We start from the raw sequence: 24551 nt of genomic DNA on the forward strand, positions 1-24551 counted from the left end.
GACTGTGTGACAGTAAGCGAACTTACTACCCTTAGGTCACGTGTTCATTGAAAACCATTTTACTTCCGAAGAAGTGTTCGTTTCTACTTTGCAGCAGAAGCAAACGTAATGATTATCATCAACAAGTGTCCACACAGATTGATATAGGTCTAAATTGTTAAAGAACATAACTTCGATGAGTAAACTTTCGTTTTTAAGCCTTTCAGCTCTCTGTCGAAGTGGGCGGCCATTTTATCTAAATAACTTGTCGTGTCAAACACTTTTTCAAACTATTTCGATTTGGCTCATTCCCTTCCAGGCCAGTCTGGCTCTTGCTTTGCTGCCTTCCCGTCTGGAGTGGCGCATTATAGGCAGATTGAACTGGTACGCAACCCCTAAATTGATTTTTTTTCGAAAAAACGTTTGTTTGGTGAAAAGAACAGCAGAAAAACAAAAGGAGAGTATAAAAACTCTCCTTTTCGGCCTGTTTTACTAAGATTTATATAAATGCGTACGCGTCTGAGTACATATGCTCAGGGGTCACCTGTTTATTTTGAGTAAACTGTTCACGTGCAGCCCCTGCCATTTCAAAGCGACCTGCAATATAAATATCAAAATCGGCTAATGACTCAAAGTCATCACCAACCGCTTGTAAAACATTTCCACGTTTACCATCCCACTGTGGATCCGCATTTTCAATAACTGGAATAAATTGGATATGCTTATGCTGTTCTTCTATTGCTAGTAATTCTTCTTTTGCATATAGCTGGTTCTCATCACGGCCTCCCCAGTACAGATAAATAGGCTGCACTATATTTTGGCTTATACAATGATCCAAAATAGAACGAACATAGCTAAAACCCGTGCCACCAGCAATTAATAATATTGGACGCTGACTGTCTTCTCGAATCCAAGCATCACCATGTGGTGCATCGATGTTAATATCAGCGCCGCTTTCTAATGCCGCTTTCATCGCGTCAACGACTTCAAGCGCATATGCATTATGTTCAGCAGCACCGATGTGTAGTTCGACCTCGCCTTCATGACGACAAGGGCTGCTTGCGATGGAAAATGGACGTTTATCTGACTCGCCCATCTCAACCATTAAGTACTGTCCAGCTTTAAAGCTAACAGGGTGCTCCGGGTGCAATAGGATTTGATAAGTATTTGAGGCTAATGGTTCTATGGACTTTACTTTAAATTTAATTGTCATTTTTTTTCTCTTTTATTCTTCACTAAAAGTAATCACAAGATCGCTTTCAGCGTGAGCAAGGCATGAAAACATCCAGCCTTGCTGTTTTTCTTTTTCAGTTAGCATAGGCTCAAGTTCATAATGAACCAGCCCAGTTCGAATACGGCATAGGCATGAAGCACAAGCCCCTACTTTGCAACGATGTGGGAACGCTATATTTTGGTTGAGCGCTGCGTCTAACACCGTTTGTCCATTAGGAACGATAAACTCTAGCTTCTGCGGTAGCAGTGTTACTTTATGACTCATAGGATGTCTAATTCATCCCATATCTGGTCAATTTTCTCTACGACTAATGGATCTTTCTTAATTGGCACACCCCACTCTCGCAGCGTTTCTTTCCCTATTTTGTTGGTGGCATCTAAGCCAGCTCTTGAACCATGACTATCCAACATCATCGTATCTCTAGAAGGGTCCATTCTGGTGGTGATCGCCCAAATGACATCATTCCAATCACGTACGTTGACATCCTCATCGCATGCAATAAGAAACTTTATATTCAGATGAGGCTGCACAATGTCCCATATCCGGTTCATGACAATGACAGCTTGCCCCGATGACTGCTTCTCAATTGCCACCATCGCCATACGGCTTTCCCCCTGGCCTGGTGCTATATAAAAGTCGCGTATTTCTGGAAGTTGTAATTTCACTTCCTCGATAACATCTGCCAGATTACTTTGGGACATTTGTACATAGGTGCTGGTGTCATTAACTTTAACCGTTCTCATAGCCAACTCAGCTTCCCATTTAACGGTAGCATCGAGCCCCATTTTTGAACCCAGCCCTACCACTGGAGAAGCAAAGTCTAAAGAGTCTATCGGTGTTGTATCGATCAATAATGTGTCGTTGGACGGTTCCATGTTGCTATTCATCGCCTGAGCGACGTCATCCCAGTCTCTTGTATTCACGCTTTCATCACACACAATCACAAACTTGGTGTACATAAACTGGCGTAAAAAAGACCACACTCCCATCATGACGCGCTTGGCATGCCCTGGATATTGCTTCTTCATCGTCACTACCGCCATCCGATAAGAGCATCCTTCCGGTGGTAGATAAAAATCGACAATTTCTGGAAACTGCTTTTGTAGGATCGGAACAAACACCTCATTGAGCGCAACACCTAATACCGCAGGCTCATCGGGTGGACGCCCTGTATAGGTACTGTGATAAATCGGGTCGTTTCTCATTGTCACATGAGTGATCGTAAAGACATGATGCTTTTCGACTTCATTGTAATACCCTGTATGATCACCGTAAGGGCCTTCATCAGCAAATTCTGCCGGGTCTATGTACCCTTCTAAGACGATCTCAGCACTGGCTGGCACCTCAAGGTCATTACTGATGGATTTTACAACTTCCGTCTTTTCGCCTCTTAATAACCCTGCAAAAGCATACTCAGATAATGTATCTGGTACTGGTGTTACGGCACCTAAAATCGTAGCGGGGTCGGCACCAAATGCGACAGAAACAGGAAATGGCTTACCTGGGTGTGTTTCCATCCAATCTCTGAGATCAAGTGCGCCTCCACGATGAGCGAGCCAACGCATGATCACTTTATTCTTACTTAGCTTTTGTTGACGATAGATACCGAGATTTTGTCTATTTTTATTCGGCCCTTTGGTCACGGTCAGGCCCCATGTTAATAGCGGCGCAACATCGTCAGCCCAACAACTCATCACTGGGACCTTATCAAGGTCAACCTGATCACCTTCCCATACTACCTGCTGACAAGCCGCTTTTTTTAGTCGCTTGACTGGCATATTCAAGACTTGTCGGAATACTGGCAGCTTATCAAGGGCATCTTTAAATCCCTTCGGCGGCTCTGGCTCTTTTAAATAGGCTAACAATTTACCAACTTCACGCAGCTCAGAGACATCTTGTCGACCCATCCCGATAGCGACACGCTCCGATGTGCCGAATAGGTTCGTCAAGACCGGCATGTCGTAGCCAATAGGGTTTTCAAACAGTAATGCGGGCCCACCAGCACGTAGAGTACGATCACTGATTTCGGTCATTTCATAATGTGGATCGACAGCATGAGTAATACGCTTTAATAGCTGCTTACTCTCTAAGTGATCGATAAAGTCTCGCAAATCCTTAAAATTCATAGGGTATACATCGCCTTGAAAGATGCAGGCATTATATACGCAAACTTCGCCAGTAGGCGAAGTTTGCGGCAAAAAGGATGATATCTATCCACTCAGTTTACCTAATTAGACAAGGCTCGAAGTATCAAACTCGCTTTTACATCATTGTTGGTAGAAACGACATCTCTAACCCAACCGCTATGGCCATTTTGTGCCAATTGCTTCGCGACAAAAGAAGCATCATCGGACAAGGTCATTCGAGAGACGAGGAATTGTTTCACTTCATCTGGCAGTGGGTTAATTTGTGCCAACTCTGATAACGCCTGCTGTTTTAAGCTTGGATTCATCGCCGCCTGCATCATTTGTTGCTGTGCAAAGACACTCTGTACATCCGCTAAGCGCTCTAATTCAGCTTGACTGTTGTGATCGGCTCTCATTTTCCACAATAATTGATAGAGTTGCTCATCTTCACTCACCTGAGCCATCCTTACCAAAACTTGAGTCGAAGGAAGCCATTCCGTGACTTTAGTATTCGTCAGCTGACCAATGAGAAAATTACTGCCTTGCGGTGACAAACTATCAAACTCACTAACAAGTATGTTTTCTCGGCTTTGGCGATCATAATCACTCCCCTCAGATAACCACTCTCTTAAAGTCAGTTGACCACTCTCTGCAAGCAAGATGAAATCTAGCGTCTTTTGGTCACTGTTCCATTGTTTGATGAGTCGTGCTGAAATTGCCGGATAATTAAAAGCTGGCACCGAAAATTCATACCCTTCTCCTCTTTCCAAAACGGTATAGATAGACGGTAGTGACTTTTGGCTTTTAACGAAGATCGCCATTTTTGAAGTGAGTATCGTGTTACGGTGTTCAATATCTTGAAGCAGTAAGAAACGGGCCACCTCTTGCTGTGGCAACGCGAGACGATTCAAGGAAAACCTAAGGCTATCCACCTCATCCCTTTCGACCAAATCAATGTACTCAGATACTTTCAGTTGGATTTGAGCACTGTTAAGCCAGTAATTGACCTCTTCTCTTGTCATTTCCTTAGACGCCATTGCAGATGGCACAACCAAGACTGCAAGACTCAGGAGAAACGACGCTAACCATCCTTGTAGCATTTCAACCTCCTGTTAACACTTTGTTAAGTGTGCGCCTGAAAAGGAGGAAGTGCAAACAAAAACGCCACCCTTGTTGGGTGGCGTTTTAAATTTGAGAAATGCTATCCGTTATTGACGGCGCATTGCATCAAAGAATTCGTTGTTCGTTTTTGTCATCGCAAGCTTATCAATGAGGAATTCCATTGCATCCGCTTCACCCATTGGGTGGACGATTTTACGCAAAATCCACATCTTCTGTAGCTCATCAGGCTTCGTTAACAACTCTTCACGACGAGTACCTGAACGATTGAAATCAATCGCAGGGAAGATGCGCTTTTCTGCAATCTTACGGTTAAGGTGCAGTTCCATATTACCTGTACCCTTAAATTCTTCGTAGATAACTTCGTCCATCTTAGAGCCTGTATCAACCAACGCTGTCGCGATGATAGTCAAGCTACCACCTTCTTCAACGTTACGAGCGGCACCAAAGAAACGTTTTGGACGATGCAGAGCGTTCGCGTCTACACCACCGGTCAGTACTTTGCCTGATGACGGTACAACGGTGTTATAAGCACGAGCCAAACGAGTAATTGAATCCAGTAAGATAACGACATCTTTCTTATGTTCAACCAAGCGTTTTGCTTTTTCGATTACCATCTCAGCCACTTGCACGTGGCGTGATGCTGGTTCGTCAAAGGTTGACGCGACCACTTCACCTTTTACAAGGCGTTGCATCTCGGTCACTTCTTCTGGACGCTCATCGATAAGTAAAACCATCAACTCACAATCTGGATGGTTGTGCGCGATGCTTTGTGCAATATTTTGCAGCAACATTGTTTTACCCGCTTTTGGCGGAGCAACAATAAGACCACGCTGGCCTTTACCGATTGGAGAAGCTAGATCGAGAATTCGTGCCGTAATATCTTCTGTTGCACCGTTACCACGCTCCATAACCATGCGCTCGTTAGCGTGCAGAGGAGTGAGGTTCTCGAACAAGATTTTATTACGTGCATTATCCGGCTTGTCGTGGTTAACCGTGTTAACTTTCAACAATGCGAAATAACGCTCACCGTCTTTTGGTGGACGAATTTTCCCGGCGATAGAATCACCAGTACGCAGGTTAAAACGGCGAATCTGACTCGGAGAGACATAAATGTCATCGGGACCAGCTAGATACGAGCTGTCTGCGCTACGCAGGAAGCCAAACCCGTCTTGAAGAATTTCTAGAACCCCGTCGCCAAAGATATCTTCACCACTTTTCGCATGCGCTTTTAAGGTGGCGAAAATAATGTCTTGCTTACGCAGACGAGCCAAGTTCTCTAGGCCTAATGATTCGCCAAGCTTGACGAGCTCAGAAACAGGTCTGTTCTTTAATTCTGTTAAATTCATTGTGGTGGATGTTTGTTTAGTCAAAATAGGATCTATTTTCTTATGTAAGATGGATTTGGTCTCAGGAACGACCAAGAAGTGAACGTTTGTTTAATTAACGTGCGATAAATTAGCACTAAAACTTATTCTAGTCTAGCTTTGGGAAAAACAAAACCGTGTATTTGTTAAGATACACGGTTTTCGTTACTTATCATTATAGATTTGCGTCCAAAAACTCTTTTAATTGTGTTTTTGAAAGTGCACCAACTTTCGTTGCAGCAACCGCACCATCTTTAAATAAAAGCAGTGTCGGAATACCACGAATACCGAATTTTGGTGGCGTACCCGCATTCTGATCAATATTAAGTTTACCGATAGTGAGCTTGCCTTCGTATTCTGTTGAGATCTCATCCAGGATAGGAGCAATCATTTTACAAGGACCACACCATTCTGCCCAGAAGTCAACAAGAACCGGGCCTGCAGCATTAATCACGTCAGTTTCAAAACCGTCATCAGTCAGCTGCAAAATCTTTTCACTCATCTTTCACTCCGATATTTTTCGTGTTGATGAGATAATCACCAACAATTAGTTCTCCTATTGGAAAGTATTTAACTTCGTATTGCAAGCTTAAGCTGATATTCTGTGCCGATGAAAAAGACGCATATCACAGAGCAAAAATTCGCCGATTTGGATTTACAACCGCAAATCATTGAAGGACTGGAAAAAAAAGGGTTCGAATTCTGTACCCCTATCCAAGCCTTGGCGTTGCCGGTACTGCTCACCGGCCAAGATATTGCAGGCCAGGCCCAAACAGGGACTGGGAAAACGCTCGCGTTTCTTGCTGCTACCTTTAACCACTTACTCATCACTCCTGAAAATGATGGTCGTACGCCTAACCAACCGCGTGCAATTATCATGGCCCCGACTCGTGAATTAGCCATCCAGATCCATAACGATGCTAAACCACTTATCGAAAGCACAGGACTAAAGACAGCACTCGCTTACGGTGGCGATAGCTACGACAAGCAACTAGCTCAGTTTGAACAAGGTGTCGATATCCTAATCGGTACCTGTGGTCGTATCATCGATTTCTACAAGCAGCGTGTTTTCAACCTAAACAATATCCAAGCCGTCGTTCTTGATGAAGCTGACCGCATGTTTGATTTAGGCTTTATTAAAGATATTCGCTTCTTGTTCCGTCGCATGCCTGAGCCAAAAGATCGTTTGAACATGTTGTTTTCTGCAACCTTGTCTTACCGAGTACAAGAGCTTGCTTTTGAACATATGCACAACCCTGAGCATGTCGTTGTTGAACCTGAACAAAAGACCGGACACCGCATTCAAGAAGAGCTTTTCTATCCGTCTAACTCAGAGAAAATGACTCTATTACAGACGCTGATTGAAAACGATTGGCCAGATCGTGCCATTATCTTCGCCAACACTAAGCACAAATGTGACAAAGTTTGGGGACATCTCGCAGCCGACGGTCACCGTGTTGGCCTATTGACTGGCGATGTACCACAAAAGAAACGTGAAAAAATCTTGGAACAATTTACCCAAGGTGACGTTGACATCCTTGTGGCAACCGATGTTGCTGCGCGTGGATTACACATTCCTCAAGTCACACACGTGTTTAACTTTGACCTCCCTGACGATTGCGAAGATTACGTACACCGCATTGGTCGTACTGGTCGTGCTGGTGCGAGTGGACACTCAATCAGCTTTGCTTGTGAAGACTATGCGATCAACTTGCCAGGTATTGAAGAATACATTGAGCACTCAATCCCAGTATCGGATTATGACTCAACGGCATTATTGACCGACCTACCGGCTCCTTTGACAACGATGAGACCTCGTAACTCAGGCCAACGTCGTACCAATACGGGCGGCCCTAGACAGTCAAATCGTAAACCACAAAGAAGACCAAGAGCACCACGCTCTTAAAAGGAAGTAGCCACATTTTATGAGTCAAGCAGTTAACTCTTCACCCTTGTATGCCGCGATTGATTTAGGTTCGAACAGCTTTCACATGTTGGTGGTTCGACATGTTGACGGTAGCATTCAAACCATGGCCAAGATAAAGCGTAAGGTTCGCCTTGCCGCTGGTTTGAATAGCACGATGGCATTAAGCCCTGAAGCCATGCAGCGCGGATGGGATTGTTTAAGTCTCTTTGCTGAGAGACTACAAGACATTCCTCAAGACAATATCCGTATTGTGGGAACCGCTACGTTGAGAACCGCCACAAATGTGGATATCTTTCTCGATAAAGCAAACGAAATTCTTGGCTATCCAATCCAAGTGATTTCAGGTGAAGAAGAAGCGGCAACAATTTATAAAGGGGTTGCCCATACCTCTGGTGGCACTGGCCGTAGATTAGTCGTGGATATTGGCGGTGCAAGTACCGAGTTAATTATCGGTGAAGGGTTTGAGCCTAAGGCATTAACCAGCTTAAAAATGGGCTGTGTGACATGGCTTGAGCGTCACTTCAAAGACCGCCAATTAAACAAGAAAAACTTTGACTGCGCCATCAACGCAGCCAAGGACACCTTGGCACCAATACTCAAGCAATACCAAGAACTTGGTTGGGATACTTGTGTTGGTGCGAGTGGGACAGTACAGGCACTGCAAGAGATCATGCTCGCACAGGGTATGGACGAAGTTATCACGCATGCGAAACTCAAACGCCTCCAAAAACAGGCAATGCAAGCCGATCACTTAGAAGAGCTTGATATCGAGGGATTGACGCTTGAACGAGCACTTGTCTTCCCGAGTGGTTTATCGATTCTCATCGCCGTATTCGAGCTATTAAATCTCGATTACATGACGCTTGCGGGCGGCGCATTACGCGAAGGGATGGTTTACGACATGGTCTCTGAGCTTCAGCAAGATGACATCCGAGCGCGAACGATCGGTAGCCTACAATCACGTTGTCAACTCGATGTCAGCTATGGTGAGCAAGTCGCAACAACGGTAAGCCAATTGCTGAGCGCCTGTGGCGGAACGACTTGCATCCATGAACCCCATGGTGAAACACTGTTAACAACCGCAGCGAAACTGCATGAAGTAGGACTCTCCTTTGATTTTAAGAAAGCAGGTGAGCATGGTGCTTATCTACTTCAAAATATCGATCTCCCGGGTTTTACCCGTGCTCAAAAGCACTTTTTAGCCGAGGTTGTACGACGCTACAAAGATCAATTGAGTCCACTGCCACCGCAACATGCGGTCTCAGCACAAAGTGCGACACGTACACTGCGCTTACTGCGCCTTGCGGTGATCATTACGCACAGAAGACAAAGCAGCCTACAACCCAATGTCTCTCTGACCAGCCAAGATGATAATTTGATTTTGACGTTAGATAAGCAGTGGCTTGATAACAACCCTCTTACCGCTGCAGAGTTGGAGATCGAATCGAATCGTCAATCTGACTTGGGCTGGCCGTTAACCATCAATGCCGTTTAAGCGCTTTATTTGAACCAAAAAAAACCGAACATGCGTTCGGTTTTTTTATCTCTTTTAAACGTCCTATGCTTTCACACCCGTTATTTTAAACTCACCATTACTTGCGGTAAGTTTCTTCACTAAGTAATTCAGCAATACCCCATACATCGGAACAAAAAGCCCTAAACTGATCACAAGCTTGAAGCCATAATCAACTAATGCAATCTCAGTCCAATGCTCTGCCATAAATGGATCTGGGCTTTGGTAAAACGCGATAGCAAAGAACGCAAGTGTGTCTAGCGCATTACCAAACAACGTCGAACACGTCGGTGCTACCCACCATTTTTTCATTTGACGCAATCGGTTGAAGACATGTACATCCAAAATCTGTCCCAGTAAGTAAGCCATAAAGCTAGCAGCTGCAATACGAGCCACAAACAGATTGAACTCACCTAAATGTAGGAAGCCTTGAAACTGTCCTTCAAAAAACAGTACTGATAGCCCGTAAGAGACCAGTAGAGCTGGGAGCATGACCAAGAAGATGATTTTTCTTGCCATTTTTGCACCAAAAATGCGAACCGTGAGATCCGTTGCCAAGAAAATAAACGGAAAGGTAAATGCACCCCATGTGGTATGAAAACCAAATACGGTAAAAGGCAGTTGTACCAAATAGTTACTTGAGGCAATGATGACCAAGTGAAATAAAACGAGAAGTGCTAACGCGTTGCGCTGTTGCGCAGGAGAAAAATGATTCATATTGTACCTTTTTCGTTTTGCTTGGGGTGGAGGGAACCCAAGTGAGACAACGTCTCTAATGACAGTAATAAAATATCGATGTTTCCATCGATTCGCGGCGGGCGATTATACATTAATCAATTCTAGGCGCAATAGAGGCCAGAAACGCAAACGTTTTACTCGTCAAAATAGCGATAACGACATCCGTTATCCGTTAAAAGCCTCGCTGAAAAAGTGTCGCAAGAAAATCAAGGTCTTCGATAGAATTCGTTTTATCAAGGGCTTCAAACCACATCAATTCACTATAATGTTCACCTTTTAATAATAATCGACAGCCTTCAAAGTCCACCAGCCAGGTATGTAAATCAGCATCCCACTGTTTTTCAATCACTTGTGCCGACAACGCTGTAACCATTCGGTCAGCTAACACCTCGAAGCTATCGAAATCAAACGAAGGGGCAGCAATGAGCAACTTACCCTGGTCTTGGATGTATTCATGCAGTCCGAAATCAGCCATGGTTGGTTAAATGCTCCTGGATTAAATCTAAGAATGGATTCGCATATTTTTCTAACTTACGCTCTCCGACCCCATTCACAGCCAACATTTCGCCATACGATGTTGGTAATATCTCGGCCATATCAATAAGGGTAGCGTCACTAAACACCACATAAGGTGGCAAACTGTCTTCATCAGCAATCGATTTTCTTAGTTTACGCAATTTAGCAAACAGCTTTTTGTCATAGTGCTTGGATACCATTTTCTCTGACTTTGCCGTCCGAGCCGCAGTATCTAAACGAGGCACCGCAAGCTCAAGAGGCATATCCCCACGCAACACCGGACGAGCTTCTTCTGTCAATTGTAAGGTTGAATTACGCGTGATATTTTGGTTAAGCAGCCCCTTATGGATCAGCTGCCTAAAAATACTCACCCAATAATCATGGCTATGATCTCGGCCAATACCATAGGTTGTCAGCTTATCGTGGCCATGCTCTCTGACTCGAATATTAGCCATACCGCGTAATACCTCGACCACATAACCAATACCAAAACTCTGGTTCACTCGATACACACATGACAAGGCTTTTTGTGCTTGTTCCGTCGCATCGAAACGCTTAGGAGGATCGAGGCAGATATCACAGTTACCACAAGGCTCTTCACGATACTCACCGAAATAGTTCAGCAGAACCTGACGTCGGCAGGTCTGCGCTTCAGCAAACGCACTCATCGCGTTAAGTTTGTGGCTCTCGACTTGCTTCTGAGGGCCCTCATCCTTTTCATCTAGCATACGACGCAGCCAACCAATATCGGCTGGATCATAAAGCATCATCGCCTCAGCAGGGAGACCATCTCGACCTGCGCGGCCAGTTTCTTGATAGTAGGACTCAATGTTACGCGGAATGTCGAAATGCACGACAAAACGGACATTCGGTTTGTTGATCCCCATACCAAATGCCACCGTGGCAACCACTATTTGAATATCATCACGCTGGAAAGCATCCTGCACATACGCACGCTCATCGGTATCCAGTCCAGCGTGATAGCTGGCTGCTCGAATATGGTTATTGCAGAGCTTCTCCGTGACCATTTCTACTTTCTTGCGGCTGCCACAATATATAATGCCACTGCCACCTTTATTTTCAGCAAGAAAACGAACCACCTGAGATACCGGCTTATGCTTTTCAACTAAGGTGTAACGAATATTGGGTCGGTCAAAACTGCCGAGGTATTCATGGGGATTTTGTAAGCTCAGACGCTGGATGATATCTTTTCGTGTTGCATCATCGGCCGTCGCGGTTAGCGCGATCACCGGCACAAACGGAAACAATTCTTTTAGTCGCCCCAGCGCCGCATATTCAGGTCTAAAGTCGTGCCCCCACTGTGAAATGCAGTGCGCCTCATCCACCGCTATCATTGAAAGCTCGATGTGTTCAAGACGTTCAATAAAATCACGCATTAAGACACGCTCTGGTGAGACGTATACCAGCTTAATTTGACCGCTGTTCATACGACGGTAGGTGTCCACCAACGCCTCTCGGCTCATCGTTGAGTTAATGCATTCCGCCGCTACGCCGTTCGCTTTTAGCTGATCAACCTGGTCCTTCATTAGTGAGATAAGCGGAGACACAACGATAGTAATACCACTGCGCACTAACGCTGGGATTTGGTAACACAACGATTTCCCCGCGCCAGTCGGCATAATGATTAAGCCATCCAAGCCAGCGATCGCGTTATCAATCACTTCTTGTTGACCGGGTCTAAAGTCTTGGTAACCGAAGACCGACTCTAGGATCGACTGTGAACTTGGTAATGATTCGGGCTGTTCAGCAAGTAACACAGCGGTCATGCAATATCCTGACAATAAATGAAGGGCGAAAGACGCTACATTGTAGAGATGTTCTAGGGGGAATGAAACTGGAATTCGTTGACCATGTGGATTAAACGTCGGCTATCATTCATACAATAATTAGTGCCACAGCCAGTGAGGCGCTATACTGCTCAGCTTCCCCTTTTTTAAGCCAAACTGGCTTTCGCTTTTGAGAACCACAGCATGCCCTTAGAACAACAACGAGCCAAAGAAGGTATATTACTTGCCGTCGGTGCTTATACCATGTGGGGAATCGCCCCTATTTACTTCAAAGCACTGGGTGATGTCTCCCCTTTGGAAATCTTGAGTCATCGCATCATTTGGTCGTTCTTTTTACTGGCGGGACTATTGCACCTAAGTCGCCGATGGCGCGGTGTGCGCGATGTTCTTAAATCTAAACAAAAAATGGTTTTCTTAATCACAACCTCTTTGCTTGTTGGCACAAATTGGTTGATCTTCATTTGGGCAGTCAACTCCAATCACATGCTTGATGCAAGCCTGGGTTACTACATCAACCCATTGCTTAATGTCATATTGGGTATGCTTTTTCTCGGTGAGAGACTGCGAAAAATGCAATGGTTTGCAGTTGCTCTCGCGGCCGTGGGGGTTCTCATTCAGTTATTCGTCTTTGGCTCTATTCCTATCGTTGCCCTAGCGCTGGCCACCAGCTTTGGCTTCTATGGTCTACTGCGTAAAAAAGTGAACTTAGACGCTCAGACGGGACTCTTTGTTGAAACCCTGGTACTCCTTCCTGTTGCCCTAATCTTTCTCACGCTGTTTGCGGATACTGCAACATCAAACCTGTTCAATAATGACATGAAGCTCAACCTGTTACTGATTTCGGCAGGGGTTATTACCACATTACCATTACTGTGCTTTACCGGTGCGGCGACTCGCTTAAAATTATCCACACTGGGATTTTTTCAATATATTGGTCCAAGTTTAATGTTTTTGCTCGCGGTCTTAGTTTACGGCGAAGCGTTTGCGATGGATAAAGCACTGACCTTTGCATTTATCTGGGGTGCTCTACTAGTCTTCAGTTTCGATGGTCTTAAAAATAGAACACAAAAGAAGTCTCAATAATGAATGAAATCACAATATTAATGACACTCGCGACCGTTCATTTTGTTGCCTTAATGAGCCCAGGCCCAGATTTTGCTCTTGTGGTACAAAATGCCACTAAATACGGAAGGCAAACTGGCTTTTATATCGCGCTTGGGCTATCGCTTGGTATCTTAATGCATGCCATCTTTAGCCTAACTGGGGTGAGCTACATCATCCATGAACATCCCGCATTATTTGCTTTGCTTCAGTGCGCTGGCGGGCTCTATCTTTTGTACCTTGGTATTGGTGCGCTGCGATCAGTTGCTTCTCGCTGGTCAGATAGAAATACCCAGGAAACGTTGCGCTCCGATAGCCGCTTACTGCTAAATAATCGAAGACAAGCGCTGTCACGTGGTTTCACAACCAACATTTTGAATCCAAAAGCGTTAGTGTTCTTTATTAGCCTAATGTCGAGCTTAGTCCCTGCCTCTATGTCGGTTCCGGGCAAGATCAGTGCCCTCTTTATATTATGGTCACTATCACTCGCTTGGTTCTCCTTTCTTGCTTGGGCCCTATCAACAAAAAGACTTCAACAACGTCTTTTGTCCGTCTCTATTTATATCGATGCGCTGTGTGGCATCTTGTTTTCGGGGATTGGTTTGGTGATCTTGTACCAAGTGACAATGACACTATCTGCATACAATTAGGCCATTCGACATCCTCTGTGTAAGAGATCTCTCACAAAGAAGTAGGCCATTAGCACTTTTGCTCGCACAAATAAGCCCAGAAAAACACTTAAGCGCATGATAATTAAAGACTTACACTTTCAGCCCTATCATTTTAGTGGTGGTTTTCTCTCTAAATCGGATTGTTCGATGCGCCATTTAGTTTAATATTATCTGTGTCGGAAGGATGCTGACACGGAACAGGAAACGCTCAGGGATTTGGGCATCTTCAGGAAGAAGATACGATTATTCAGGATGAATAGTCGGCATGGAAAGCGAATTGGACATTGAATGGACGCAATAGTAACTAGGATGGTTGCTACTAAGGAAAGACAATGGACACCTCAGGAAGAGGCAAGGACTTAACATCAGGATGATGTCAGGGACACCGCTCAAGGAACAAGTGAAGCGAGCTAACGAGGATTGTTGGCAGGTCAGGATAAGACCAAGGACACCGCTAGGAAGGCGATGAAAGGAATACGCTGAAGGAACACAGCATACTATCAAGGATTAGATGCATGGAGCACCTATAGTAGCCGGATTGCTGCGAGTAAGACCATAACCCCAAGGGCGAAAGCTCTTGGGGTTTTTCTTTATCTATTCTAAGTACTTAGGCTCTACGTACTTATGCGTTGTACGTACCTATGTGTGGTGCCTACCAATAAGTTCGCTTTTTTTAAATGGTGTCTCGATGCCTTTCACCAAGGCTAATGTCACTGTCTCGCGATACTTCAGACATAAAAAAAGCAGCAACGGCTGCTTTTTCTCATCATACTTGTCTTAAAGCTGTTCTAATTTCGCATACTGGGTCACCAACCACTTAATACCTTCACCATTGAAGGCGACCTGCACTCGGCTTTGTGGACCACTGCCCTCGAAGTTAATGATCGTCCCTTCACCAAACTTAGGATGCTTAACCCTGGCACCTAGATTAAACCCCGTTTCATTAAAGTTTTGCTTCACTTCAGATTGGCTAAATCGACCTGTGCTTGTTGGTCGGCTGACCTGTGCCTTCATTCTCACTTCTTCTAAACACGTTTGTGGCAGTTCACGAATAAAGCGAGACGGTTTATGATACTTATCTTGCCCGTACAAACGACGCATTTCTGCATAGGTAATATGCAGTTTCACCATCGCCCGAGTCATACCGACATAACATAGACGACGCTCCTCTTCTAGGCGACCCGCTTCTTCTGCCGACATTTGGCTTGGAAACATACCTTCTTCGACACCGACCATAAAGACCATTGGGAACTCTAACCCTTTAGCACTGTGCAGGGTCATTAACTGTACGGCGTCATCAAACTCGTCAGCTTGTCCTTCCCCCGCTTCAAGAGCAGCATGTGTCAGGAACGACGTCAATAATGTCATGTCATCGGCTTCTTCTGGCTTTTCATACTGCCTCGTCGCGGTTACAAGCTCTTCCAAGTTCTCAATACGAGCCTTAGATTTCTCACCCTTTTCCTGCTCGTACATGGCAAACAAACCCGACGTTTTGATGACGTGATCGGTCTGTTCATGAAGCGGAAGCTCAACCGTATCGTCTTCTAGTGCGTTAATCAGCTCAATGAAACGCGATAAAGCACCTGCAGCACGACCTGCCAATACTTTTTCTTCCAACAATGCGATGCTGGTCTTCCACATCGTCTCACCACGATCTCTCGCCGCATAACGAATAGTCTCAAGTGTCTTGTCACCCATACCTCGTGTCGGTGTGTTAACTATTCGCTCAAAAGCCGCATCATCATTGCGATTACCCATCAGACGCAAATAGCTCAACGCATCTCTAATTTCTTGACGCTCGAAGAATCGCATCCCGCCATAAATACGATAAGGCAATTGCGCCTGGATTAATGCTTCTTCAAGTACGCGAGATTGAGCATTGTTACGGTACAACATGGCACAATCGGTAAGGCTACCCCCCTTATCTTGCCACTCTTTTATTTTACTCACCGTAAACCGAGCTTCATCCAACTCATTGTAAGCAGAGTAAACCGAGATCTTTTCGCCTTCTTTACCGTCAGTCCATAACTCTTTGCCCATACGTTCAGTATTATTGGCAATAAGTTCATTCGCAGCTTCAAGAATGGTTTTTGTAGAGCGGTAGTTTTGCTCAAGGCGAACCGTTTTCGAACCAGGATATTCATCAAGAAACTTTTGGATATTCTCAATTTTCGCTCCGCGCCAACCGTAAATAGATTGATCATCATCACCGACAATCATGACCTTACAGTCTGGGCCAGCCATCATTCTGAGCCAAGCATATTGAATATTATTCGTGTCTTGAAATTCATCAACCAAGATATGTTTAAAGCGAGCTTGATAGTGTTCACGGATAAATTTGTTATCGCGTAGAAGCTCATGCGCACGCAGTAATATCTCAGCAAAGTCCACCAACCCTGCACGATCGCATGCCTCTTGATAAGCGGTATAGATCTGTAGGTAAGTTTTGGTGATAGGATCTTGATAACTGTCGATATGAGAAGGACGTAACCCCTCATCTTTTTTACCATTAATCCACCACGCTGCCTGCCGTGCTGGCCATTGCTTTTCATCTAGGTTTTGAGCTTTGATAAGACGTCGGAGTAGACGCTGCTGATCATCAGAATCAATAATCTGAAAATCTTCCAGTAATTTGGCATCTAGGTAATGTGCTCTTAGGATGCGATGACAAATACCATGGAACGTACCATTCCACATTCCTGATGAGCTCCCCATCATCAACTCGTCAATCCGACCTCGCATCTCTGCCGCCGCTTTATTGGTAAATGTCACCGACATGATAGAAAACGGGGAAGCCGCCTCAACCGACATTAACCAAGCAATACGGTGAACCAAAACACGGGTCTTACCACTGCCAGCTCCAGCAAGAATAAGAAGATGTTCAAGAGGTGCGGCAACAGCTTCACGCTGTTTGTCGTTGAGGCCGTCGAGTAGAAGAGAAGGATCCATGAGCGTCGCTACTGTTTATTTATACATATTGGTTGATTATAACTCAAACAACTCTGAGTTTGAGAAAAAAAACTAATTTTGGCTCAAACATGAAATCCTTAAAAATCAACCAAATAACATTTTATTTAACATTTAATCAAATAATTTATCATTTTCTTGAAAGATTTCAGGTCGCTCTCCTATCCTATTGATTAAGCAAGTCGGAAAACAACGATTTGTGGTCATAATTACAAGGATCAAGTCTCGAGGAATTTACTATGAAATCATCAAATCTAGCTATCACTGCCGCTGTAACTGGTTTAATCGCTCTGGGTGGCACCATGCTCACTGCAGCCCCTGCTGTAGCCGCTGAAAAAGAAAAATGTTACGGCGTTTCAAAAGCTGGAAAAAATGACTGTGCAACCAAAACGAGCTCATGTGCAGGGACAGCCAAAGAAGATAATCAAACCGATGCCTTCGTCGTCTTACCAAAAGGTGTGTGTGGAAAACTCGCAGGGGGCAGTACTGAATCTGCGTAATCACGCCTTTGCTATCAGATTTAGCGTTTTTGCTTAGTTGATTTGTATCGAACCCAACAGCATCGCAGTGTTAAAGGGATTCGACTGACAACATAAGCCATGACACAAAGGGCGTAATGATGCGCCCTTTTCGTTTTCTACAAGTTATTCACATTGCACAAAGATCTAGGAGATCGACATGGATCGACGTTCCGCCTTTAACCTCGTTGGCATTGGGTTGCGACACCCTCATTTGGATTATTTCCAACAACACATCAATGCAGCGGGCTGGCTTGAGATCCATAGTGAAAACTATTTCATTGCGTCATCACCGGCTAGGCAGCAATTAAGATCGATTCGTGAACACACTGACATTAGTTGCCATGGTGTAGGGTTGTCATTAGGTTCAGTCAGTCACGTTGATCCGTCTCACTTAACGTCTCTTGTACATTTAGTTAATGAGATACAGCCTACAATGGTGTCCGATCACCTCAGCTGGAGTGAACATGGTGGTCACCATTTTAATGACCTATTGCCCCTCCCATATACGGAAGAAGCGCTTGAGGTATTTTGTCGCAACGTGTTGCAAGTACAAGATGCCCTGCAACGCCCATTGCTTATTGAAAACCCGTCCAGTTATTTACGATTTGAACACTCAGTAATACCTGAGTGGGAATTTCTATCTGAAGTTCAAAAGCGTACCGAGTGCCGACTGCTGCTCGACCTAAATAATGTCCATGTTTCATGCTTCAACCATCAATACGATGCGATGACTTATCTATCCGCCATCAACGCCAATACGGTTGATGAGATTCACTTGGCTGGCTTTACCAAAAAACAATTTGAACAGGGCGAAATTTGGATCGACACTCACAGTGACCGTGTCAGTGATGAGGTTTGGCACCTTTATAAAAGCTGGCTCGAACAACATGGTTCTGTGGCAACATTAATCGAATGGGACTTAGACATACCAGAGCCAGAAATATTGCTTGAAGAAGCAGATAAGGCCGTATCATTGCTCCTCGAAACAACCCATAATGCAAAAGAGAGTGCCTAGTTATGACGACTCTCTATGACACGCAACAAGCATTTTCCTGTGCTCTTCGCTACCAAGCCTCAGGAAACGAGTGTGGTATTGCTGCCGACTACTTTTCAGCAGACGAACGACTCCAGATCTATCGCAACAACTTTATCATTAGCCTGACAGAGGTATTGCAGGCTTGCTATCCACTTTCTCTCGCGTTGGTTGGTGAGGAATGCTTTGCCTCGATGGCAAAGTTTCATATCACTCGTCATCCTCCAACATCTGGCAGTACTCTCGATTATGGTGAAGGGTTTAATGAATCCGTATCGTTACTGGACAACATCACAAGCGCCGTTCCTTACCTACTAGACGTCATCGAACTTGAGTGGGCAATAGACCAAGCCAATAGCCTAGAGCCGACCTCGGATATTGACGACGTAGAGCCTATCGTCCGATTGGCAAACATCCCAGAAATGCAGCATGGCAATATCCGTCTTCACATCAGCCAAGATATACAGGTTATAACGTCCGACTACGCATTACTCGATTTGAAACATGCCATCGAACATGAGCAATATGAATCATTAACCATTGAACTTCCACAAACTATCTTGCTACAAGGCAATACCTCTAAGCCGACCCTTTTAAGCAAAATTGAACCATCACTTGGGGCATTAATTGCTCAACTGCAAGCGCTTCTTCCCCTCAAATCAATACAGCCAGAGCTACTTACTCTGCTTCCTACTCTGCTATCCATGAATGTCGTTTCTGGGTTTAGCCTCATTGATAGTAAAGACCATGACCTAAAGGAGTGAAACGATGAACAATGGACTATCTAATTTCATGAACGCTTACGACTCAGCCGTCAACAATATACAAAAAGGCTTTGTTCCTTTGCTTCTTCTGATTTGCCGACTCTGGGTCGCATGGGTATTTTTTAATTCAGGCCTCACCAAGATAGCGTCTTGGGACAGTACACTGTATCTATTTGAATACGAATATCAGGTTCCGGTTATTCCATGGCAACTTGCTGCTTACATGGGCACCGTTGCCGAACTCGTATTACCGGTATTTTTAGCACTCGGGCTTCTCTGTCGACCAATGGCTGCCATCTTATTTGTCTTTAATATTACTGCAGTGGTGTCGTACCCTGTTTTATGGGAAAAAGGATTTTACGACCATCAGCTATGGGGGCTAATGATACTGATCGTCGTGGTATGGGGAGCGGGGCCATTATCTATAGATAAATTAATACGCAACAAGATGAATTCATAATCCTGTACCCTATTACATATTAAAAAACCCCGTCATTAATAACGGGGTTTTTTAATTGAGTCGCAGGCTTATTTATTTGCTAAAAATGCCTGAAGTTCTTCAGCTGAAATACCTTGCTCTGCAAGTTCTTTCGCTAAAGATTGAACCTGCTCGCCTTTGCGAGATTCAATCACACGTTGAAATTGGTAAACGATGTCTTTCAGAACATGGATTGGCACTTGTTTCGCTGCGCTTCGTATCCGCTCTTCACTTTGATTACCAAGCTCAGCAAGTAACTTACCAAACATAATTTTTTCTGGAGACTCTTCCATCTGCTCAAGAATGCGAGCCATTTCGTAAGTAGTCAAAGACATTGCTTTATAGATCCAGTTAATAATAGGAAGGAATATACTTTTAAATATACACCTGTTTCACTAATAGGAAAACCAAATCGTTTTCAAATTAACCTATTTTTACTATTTGTTTATAATAACCACTTGATGCCAAGCCTTTCCGTGTTGGCTGCGCAATATAATGAGTGCAGGGAAAGCCAACCACATTAGCAAGGCAACCATATATTGTGGCTCTAAGCCAACTCGCTGCATCGTGCCAACCAGCAGTCCCGCTCCACTCATTTGGAATAAACCAAGCAGCGCTGCTGCGGTTCCAGCTTTGTCTCCAAATGGCGCCAATGCTTTACCCGCCGCGGCACCTAGAATCAAGGCAAAGCCTACCGAGCCAATAATAACGGGTAGCATGAAAGACAGCGGCGTATCCAACGACGCACCCAAAGCCATGAGAGTCCCTGCAACCAACAACACAGTAATGCCCAGTTGCAATGTTTTGTGTGTGCCTATCCGGTCCATTAGTTTTGGCGCAAACATACAGGCAGCGATGTTAAACACAGCATTGAGTCCAAACCAGAATGTAAATTCAGACATACTAAGCCCCATGTGTTCCATTAATAATACCGGAGCAGAGGTTACATAGGCGAGAATCACTCCCATCGCTAACAGACAAAGCGTTGCGTGAAAGAGAAATGTCGGTGTTTTTAATACATCGATATAACGAGATAAAGCAAAATAACGCTCACCTTGTTGTTTGGGATTGGTTTCTTTCATGTATAACAGAACGACCGCGCCAACCACTAACGCAAAACCAGCCATAAAACTAAAGTTTGCTCGCCAGCCAAACTGATGAGTCAGGTAGCTCCCTAATATCGGAGCAAGGGCGGGGATGAAGCAAATTGCTCCATTCAAGTAACTGATCATTTTCCCGCTTTTCTCTGGGCCGTAAAGGTCGCGAACGGTTGCGAAAGCAGCAACGGATGTGGCACAAGCGCCTAAGCCTTGTAGCAACCTTGCCGCCAACATCCAGTCAATAGATTGTGCTGCCCACGCCAAGCAAGCGCTCAATCCATAGATAGTAATACCACATAACGCAACCGTTCGACGTCCAAGTTTATCCGCGAGTGGCCCTGCAAATAACTGCCCAACACCCATCGCAAACAAAAACCAAGTAATCGTATCTTGAACGAGAGTATGCTCAACCTGAAACGTAGTCGATATCTGAGGCAAAGCAGGTAGGTAGATATCAATCGCCAACGGGCTAAAAAACACCAACATTACTAAGGCGGCAATTTGTATCTTCGACGTACGTTGTTCCACTTAAGCTTTCTCTCTACAATTTTAATAGCAGGATAATAACGACAATATGATATGAATAGAAATGGTTTATACTCATTAGTATTATTCCTCAAAGGAATTTCACTAGATGAATCTCGAAACATTAAATAAAATTGACCTTAACCTTCTGTTATCACTAAGCGTATTGCTAGAGGAACGTAACGTGACTCGCGCGGCAAATCGCCTCTGTGTCAGTCAATCCGCCGTCAGCAAGTCACTTGCAAAATTACGATCTCTGTTTGATGACCCCCTTTTCACGCGTAACGCTCACGGTTTAACACCAACACCAAAAGCGATGTATCTTAAACCTAAGCTTGATGCGCTGATTACTCACTTACAAGCCATCACTCACCCCCCTGAGTTCTCACCTACCATTAGTGAATATCGTTTCCACATTGCCGCGGTAGAAAGTGTTTACCCGCTTATCATGCCGCACTTCTTACCGGCAATATTCAGCCAAGGCCCAAACCTAAGTATTAGTACTCATGCATGGAATGAACGCACGTTTGAGCAAATGCAAAAAGGTGAGCTTGATCTTGGCATTACGGGTAAGGACATTGATATTCGTGATGCTATTCGAACCATGTACCCCCCAGAGAACATACGAGAGCTCGAGGTCTATCGGGACACACAAATGTGCTTAGTTCGCGCCAATCACCCTATCCTGTCGAAACCATGGAATTTGGAAACCTATTTATCGCTTCGTCACGTACAAGTTCGATGCGATGGCAGTGATCGCTGGCTTTTGGATTACCGCCTGTCCGACATGGGAAGAGAAAGAGACATCGCCATTACAGTACCCGACTTTAATAACGCCGCTGCGTTGTGTTCGTACACTGATTTCATTTTTACAGCGCCTCGTCATTTCGTTCATCTCGTTGCCGATCAATTGGGTTTAGTCGTATTGCCACTTCCATTAGAGTTTCCCCCTATGGCTTATACGCTATTTTGGCATAAGGAACGCGATAATGACCCTGCTCTAAACTGGTTGATTGAGATCATCAAACAAAAGACGCTGCACTTGCGTTAGCAAGAGATTCATCATTGCTAAGCCTGACCACTACTTGGAAGTAAATAAAGCTGCAAACATTATCTCCATGATAATGGATTGTAACTGACCATCAAAAGCGCTAGCTTATAGTGCAAATAACAGTAGGCCGAGCTCACTCGCCCAATAGAAGGAATTACAGATGCCAACTCTCATATCCGAACGTGTCTCCACACTCCAAGACTGGCTTGAGGCCAATCAACTCGACGCATTTATTGTTGCTCACGAAGATGAGTATTTGGGTGAGTACGTTCCTGAACATAATGAACGCTTACATTGGTTAACGGGCTTTACTGGTTCGGCTGGCGCCGCCGTTATCACCAAAGATTCAGCGGCTATTTTTGTTGATGGGCGCTACACAGTGCAAGTCACGAAACAGGTGCCAGGCAACGTATTCGAATATTGCCATTTAATTGAAACACCTCCGATTGAGTGGTTGTTAAAAACCCTACCAGCAGGCTCAAAAGTTGGTCTCGATCCACGCATGCACCGCGGTCATTGGTATCATAATGCACAACATCAAGTTGCTGGACAATTGGCGCTAGTGCCATGTCCGGTTAACCCTATTGATGCAAACTGGACTGATCGTCCAGAACCTCAGTTAAGCCCCGTGACATTAATGTCTCTCGATTATGTTGGGCAATCAAGCATTGATAAACGTCTTGCACTAGCCGAACAACTCAAGGCTTCTGGCGCTAGTGCGGCAATCATTACTGAACTCGATTCGATTTGTTGGCTATTGAATATTCGGGGCCTTGATGTCTCTCGCCTACCCGTTTTATTATCTCATGCCATCCTTTTCTCTGATGGCAGTGTTAAGTTTTTCATTGATGAGCATCGAATTAGTGACCGCTCTTTATTTGATCAACACGTGGGTGACAAGGTCTCGGTTCACTCACCTGAGTCACTTGAAGGTGAACTACAAGCGCTTTCCAATAAAGCGGTATCACTTGACCTTGCCACCAGTAACGCTTGGTTCCAAATTACTCTTGAACAAGCAGGCGCAACAATCCTTCCATTAGCAGACCCTTGCTTGATGCCAAAAGCGGCCAAAAACTCAGTCGAGATTTCAGGCATGAAAGCAAGCCATGTTCGTGATGGTGTGGCGATGGTGAAATTTTTATCTTGGCTAGACCGCGAGGTCTCGAGTGGTGCTCAACAAGACGAGGCTTCTCTTTCTGATCAACTGGAGCTGTTCCGACGAGAAGATGCATCTCTGGTGGACTTGAGCTTTGATACAATCTCAGCGTCAGCTGGCAACGCAGCGATGTGTCACTACAACCACATGAACCAAGAAGTACCTGGATCTCTTGTTCCTGATACCTTGTACCTTGTTGACTCAGGCGGTCAATACCCAGATGGTACTACTGACATTACGCGTACCATCGCTATCGGCCAACCAAGCGATGAAATGAAGCACCAGTTTACCTTAGTGCTAAAAGGGCATATTGCTTTAGCGTCTGCGTTATTTCCGAAAGGGACGTGTGGTCATCAGCTCGATATATTAGCCCGCCAACACTTATGGGCTAATGGCTTCGATTACGACCATGGTACTGGGCATGGTGTTGGGCATTTTCTAAGTGTACATGAAGGCCCTCAACGTATCGCAAAGGCCGTAAATAACACAGCGTTAGTGCCGGGAATGGTACTATCCAATGAGCCTGGTTATTATCGCGCGGATGCGTTTGGTATTAGAATCGAGAACCTAGAGTTGGTTGTCGAGAAGCCAACCCAAGGTGACCTTACAATGTTGGGTTTTGAATCTCTAACTCGCTGCCCGATTGATAAGCGAAACATTGTCGTTACTATGCTTAGCCAGACAGAAATCGATTGGATTAATCAATATCATCAAGTCGTATTTGAAGCGATCTCTCCATTAGTTTCAGGAGAAGCGTTAACATGGCTAACGGCATCTTGTCAGCCGATCTAGATTATTATCTCTGATGAGAAAAAAACAAGAGCTGCAAACGCAGCTCTTGTTTCACGTGAAACATC

At 44.7% G+C, this 24551-nt stretch carries 22 protein-coding genes; 10 read left to right on the plus strand and 12 right to left on the minus strand.

The genetic code is table 11. From position 1 onward, the window contains the following. Window positions 1-478: 478 nt before the first annotated feature. The 6 genes from fre to trxA form a co-directional block, all read right to left on the minus strand. On the minus strand, window positions 479-1192 hold the full coding sequence (fre, locus tag AB4405_RS15330; protein ID WP_372061669.1) for an NAD(P)H-flavin reductase: 714 nt from the start codon (window positions 1190-1192) through the stop codon (window positions 479-481). 12 nt (window positions 1193-1204) lie between these two features. Further along, window positions 1205-1477 carry a 2Fe-2S iron-sulfur cluster-binding protein gene (locus AB4405_RS15335; RefSeq protein ID WP_102469965.1) on the minus strand — a complete coding sequence of 91 codons (273 nt, stop codon included), beginning with the start codon at window positions 1475-1477 and terminating at the stop codon, window positions 1205-1207. Further along, entirely contained in the window at window positions 1474-3339 is a 1866-nt protein-coding gene (gene ubiD / locus AB4405_RS15340) for a 4-hydroxy-3-polyprenylbenzoate decarboxylase (RefSeq protein ID WP_372061671.1), read from the minus strand. Before ubiD ends, AB4405_RS15335 begins: the two co-directional genes overlap by 4 nt. A gap of 101 nt (window positions 3340-3440) precedes the next feature. Then, complete coding sequence (locus tag AB4405_RS15345; protein ID WP_372061673.1) at window positions 3441-4439, minus strand: hypothetical protein; 999 nt, start codon at window positions 4437-4439, stop codon at window positions 3441-3443. Window positions 4440-4547: 108 nt separating this feature from the next. Further along, on the minus strand, window positions 4548-5807 hold the full coding sequence (rho, locus tag AB4405_RS15350) for a transcription termination factor Rho (protein WP_102469968.1): 1260 nt from the start codon (window positions 5805-5807) through the stop codon (window positions 4548-4550). A gap of 193 nt (window positions 5808-6000) precedes the next feature. Continuing rightward, the gene (gene trxA, locus AB4405_RS15355; protein WP_102469969.1) at window positions 6001-6327 is read right to left on the minus strand and encodes a thioredoxin TrxA; all 327 of its coding nucleotides are present in this window, start codon (window positions 6325-6327) and stop codon (window positions 6001-6003) included. A gap of 108 nt (window positions 6328-6435) precedes the next feature. Here trxA and rhlB point away from each other — a divergent pair, with 108 nt between their 5' ends. Next, complete coding sequence (gene rhlB, locus AB4405_RS15360) at window positions 6436-7731, plus strand: ATP-dependent RNA helicase RhlB (protein WP_102469970.1); 1296 nt, start codon at window positions 6436-6438, stop codon at window positions 7729-7731. Window positions 7732-7750: 19 nt separating this feature from the next. After that, window positions 7751-9247, plus strand: coding sequence for a guanosine-5'-triphosphate,3'-diphosphate diphosphatase (gene gppA / locus AB4405_RS15365; RefSeq protein WP_372061674.1), 1497 nt, complete (start codon window positions 7751-7753; stop codon window positions 9245-9247). Between the two features lie 63 nt (window positions 9248-9310). Here gppA and AB4405_RS15370 read toward each other — a convergent pair whose 3' ends face one another. The 3 genes from AB4405_RS15370 to recQ all read right to left on the minus strand — a co-directional run bounded on the left by AB4405_RS15370 (window position 9311) and on the right by recQ (window position 12306). Next, window positions 9311-9982, minus strand: coding sequence for a 7-cyano-7-deazaguanine/7-aminomethyl-7-deazaguanine transporter (locus tag AB4405_RS15370; RefSeq protein ID WP_102469972.1), 672 nt, complete (start codon window positions 9980-9982; stop codon window positions 9311-9313). A 193-nt stretch (window positions 9983-10175) separates the two neighbouring features. Beyond that, window positions 10176-10478 carry a DUF3630 family protein gene (locus tag AB4405_RS15375; RefSeq protein WP_102469973.1) on the minus strand — a complete coding sequence of 101 codons (303 nt, stop codon included), beginning with the start codon at window positions 10476-10478 and terminating at the stop codon, window positions 10176-10178. Beyond that, the gene (recQ, locus tag AB4405_RS15380; RefSeq protein ID WP_372061675.1) at window positions 10471-12306 is read right to left on the minus strand and encodes an ATP-dependent DNA helicase RecQ; all 1836 of its coding nucleotides are present in this window, start codon (window positions 12304-12306) and stop codon (window positions 10471-10473) included. Before recQ ends, AB4405_RS15375 begins: the two co-directional genes overlap by 8 nt. Window positions 12307-12510: 204 nt before the next feature. Between recQ and rarD the strand changes: the two genes are divergently transcribed. Next, window positions 12511-13410: an EamA family transporter RarD gene (rarD, locus tag AB4405_RS15385; protein ID WP_102469975.1), complete on the plus strand. Its 900-nt coding sequence runs from the start codon at window positions 12511-12513 to the stop codon at window positions 13408-13410. Next, window positions 13410-14078, plus strand: coding sequence for a LysE family translocator (locus tag AB4405_RS15390; protein WP_372061677.1), 669 nt, complete (start codon window positions 13410-13412; stop codon window positions 14076-14078). Before rarD ends, AB4405_RS15390 begins: the two co-directional genes overlap by 1 nt. A gap of 798 nt (window positions 14079-14876) precedes the next feature. On the opposite strand, the gene uvrD is transcribed toward AB4405_RS15390, so the two are convergent. Next, entirely contained in the window at window positions 14877-17048 is a 2172-nt protein-coding gene (gene uvrD, locus AB4405_RS15395; protein WP_102469977.1) for a DNA helicase II, read from the minus strand. A gap of 257 nt (window positions 17049-17305) precedes the next feature. Here uvrD and AB4405_RS15400 point away from each other — a divergent pair, with 257 nt between their 5' ends. From AB4405_RS15400 to AB4405_RS15415, 4 genes are all read left to right on the plus strand, one after another. After that, the gene (locus AB4405_RS15400; RefSeq protein ID WP_265677436.1) at window positions 17306-17566 is read left to right on the plus strand and encodes a DUF2282 domain-containing protein; all 261 of its coding nucleotides are present in this window, start codon (window positions 17306-17308) and stop codon (window positions 17564-17566) included. Window positions 17567-17744: 178 nt separating this feature from the next. Next, complete coding sequence (locus AB4405_RS15405) at window positions 17745-18602, plus strand: DUF692 domain-containing protein (protein ID WP_372061679.1); 858 nt, start codon at window positions 17745-17747, stop codon at window positions 18600-18602. Between the two features lie 2 nt (window positions 18603-18604). Continuing rightward, on the plus strand, window positions 18605-19384 hold the full coding sequence (locus tag AB4405_RS15410; RefSeq protein ID WP_372061680.1) for a DNA-binding domain-containing protein: 780 nt from the start codon (window positions 18605-18607) through the stop codon (window positions 19382-19384). Window positions 19385-19388: 4 nt separating this feature from the next. Continuing rightward, on the plus strand, window positions 19389-19844 hold the full coding sequence (locus tag AB4405_RS15415; protein WP_372061681.1) for a DoxX family protein: 456 nt from the start codon (window positions 19389-19391) through the stop codon (window positions 19842-19844). Window positions 19845-19912: 68 nt separating this feature from the next. Here the strand turns inward: AB4405_RS15415 and AB4405_RS15420 are convergent, their stop codons facing one another. Beyond that, on the minus strand, window positions 19913-20197 hold the full coding sequence (locus AB4405_RS15420; RefSeq protein ID WP_102469982.1) for a hypothetical protein: 285 nt from the start codon (window positions 20195-20197) through the stop codon (window positions 19913-19915). A gap of 102 nt (window positions 20198-20299) precedes the next feature. Next, window positions 20300-21448 (minus strand): multidrug effflux MFS transporter, encoded by a 1149-nt coding sequence (locus AB4405_RS15425; RefSeq protein WP_372061691.1) that lies wholly within the window; start codon window positions 21446-21448, stop codon window positions 20300-20302. A gap of 148 nt (window positions 21449-21596) precedes the next feature. Here AB4405_RS15425 and AB4405_RS15430 point away from each other — a divergent pair, with 148 nt between their 5' ends. Both AB4405_RS15430 and AB4405_RS15435 read left to right on the plus strand, forming a co-directional pair. Next, a complete protein-coding gene (locus AB4405_RS15430; RefSeq protein ID WP_102469984.1) occupies window positions 21597-22538 on the plus strand; it encodes a LysR family transcriptional regulator in 942 nt (313 codons plus the stop codon). 160 nt (window positions 22539-22698) lie between these two features. Further along, window positions 22699-24486 carry an aminopeptidase P family protein gene (locus AB4405_RS15435; protein WP_372061682.1) on the plus strand — a complete coding sequence of 596 codons (1788 nt, stop codon included), beginning with the start codon at window positions 22699-22701 and terminating at the stop codon, window positions 24484-24486. Window positions 24487-24551 lie beyond the last annotated feature (65 nt).

The sequence above is a fragment of the Vibrio sp. 10N.261.51.F12 genome (assembly GCF_041471725.1).
Lineage (GTDB): Bacteria > Pseudomonadota > Gammaproteobacteria > Enterobacterales > Vibrionaceae > Vibrio.

Excerpts from the sequence above, each read along its gene's own strand:
- fre (WP_372061669.1), bottom strand. The coding sequence starts at position 1,192 with ATGACAATTAAATTTAAAGTAAAGTCCATAGAACCATTAGCCTCAAAT.
- AB4405_RS15335 (WP_102469965.1), bottom strand. The coding sequence starts at position 1,477 with ATGAGTCATAAAGTAACACTGCTACCGCAGAAGCTAGAGTTTATCGTT.
- ubiD (WP_372061671.1), bottom strand. The coding sequence starts at position 3,339 with ATGAATTTTAAGGATTTGCGAGACTTTATCGATCACTTAGAGAGTAAG.
- AB4405_RS15345 (WP_372061673.1), bottom strand. The coding sequence starts at position 4,439 with ATGCTACAAGGATGGTTAGCGTCGTTTCTCCTGAGTCTTGCAGTCTTG.
- rho (WP_102469968.1), bottom strand. The coding sequence starts at position 5,807 with ATGAATTTAACAGAATTAAAGAACAGACCTGTTTCTGAGCTCGTCAAG.
- trxA (WP_102469969.1), bottom strand. The coding sequence starts at position 6,327 with ATGAGTGAAAAGATTTTGCAGCTGACTGATGACGGTTTTGAAACTGAC.
- rhlB (WP_102469970.1), top strand. The coding sequence starts at position 6,436 with ATGAAAAAGACGCATATCACAGAGCAAAAATTCGCCGATTTGGATTTA.
- gppA (WP_372061674.1), top strand. The coding sequence starts at position 7,751 with ATGAGTCAAGCAGTTAACTCTTCACCCTTGTATGCCGCGATTGATTTA.
- AB4405_RS15370 (WP_102469972.1), bottom strand. The coding sequence starts at position 9,982 with ATGAATCATTTTTCTCCTGCGCAACAGCGCAACGCGTTAGCACTTCTC.
- AB4405_RS15375 (WP_102469973.1), bottom strand. The coding sequence starts at position 10,478 with ATGGCTGATTTCGGACTGCATGAATACATCCAAGACCAGGGTAAGTTG.
- recQ (WP_372061675.1), bottom strand. The coding sequence starts at position 12,306 with ATGACCGCTGTGTTACTTGCTGAACAGCCCGAATCATTACCAAGTTCA.
- rarD (WP_102469975.1), top strand. The coding sequence starts at position 12,511 with ATGCCCTTAGAACAACAACGAGCCAAAGAAGGTATATTACTTGCCGTC.
- AB4405_RS15390 (WP_372061677.1), top strand. The coding sequence starts at position 13,410 with ATGAATGAAATCACAATATTAATGACACTCGCGACCGTTCATTTTGTT.
- uvrD (WP_102469977.1), bottom strand. The coding sequence starts at position 17,048 with ATGGATCCTTCTCTTCTACTCGACGGCCTCAACGACAAACAGCGTGAA.
- AB4405_RS15400 (WP_265677436.1), top strand. The coding sequence starts at position 17,306 with ATGAAATCATCAAATCTAGCTATCACTGCCGCTGTAACTGGTTTAATC.
- AB4405_RS15405 (WP_372061679.1), top strand. The coding sequence starts at position 17,745 with ATGGATCGACGTTCCGCCTTTAACCTCGTTGGCATTGGGTTGCGACAC.
- AB4405_RS15410 (WP_372061680.1), top strand. The coding sequence starts at position 18,605 with ATGACGACTCTCTATGACACGCAACAAGCATTTTCCTGTGCTCTTCGC.
- AB4405_RS15415 (WP_372061681.1), top strand. The coding sequence starts at position 19,389 with ATGAACAATGGACTATCTAATTTCATGAACGCTTACGACTCAGCCGTC.
- AB4405_RS15420 (WP_102469982.1), bottom strand. The coding sequence starts at position 20,197 with ATGTCTTTGACTACTTACGAAATGGCTCGCATTCTTGAGCAGATGGAA.
- AB4405_RS15425 (WP_372061691.1), bottom strand. The coding sequence starts at position 21,448 with ATGTTGGTGTTTTTTAGCCCGTTGGCGATTGATATCTACCTACCTGCT.
- AB4405_RS15430 (WP_102469984.1), top strand. The coding sequence starts at position 21,597 with ATGAATCTCGAAACATTAAATAAAATTGACCTTAACCTTCTGTTATCA.
- AB4405_RS15435 (WP_372061682.1), top strand. The coding sequence starts at position 22,699 with ATGCCAACTCTCATATCCGAACGTGTCTCCACACTCCAAGACTGGCTT.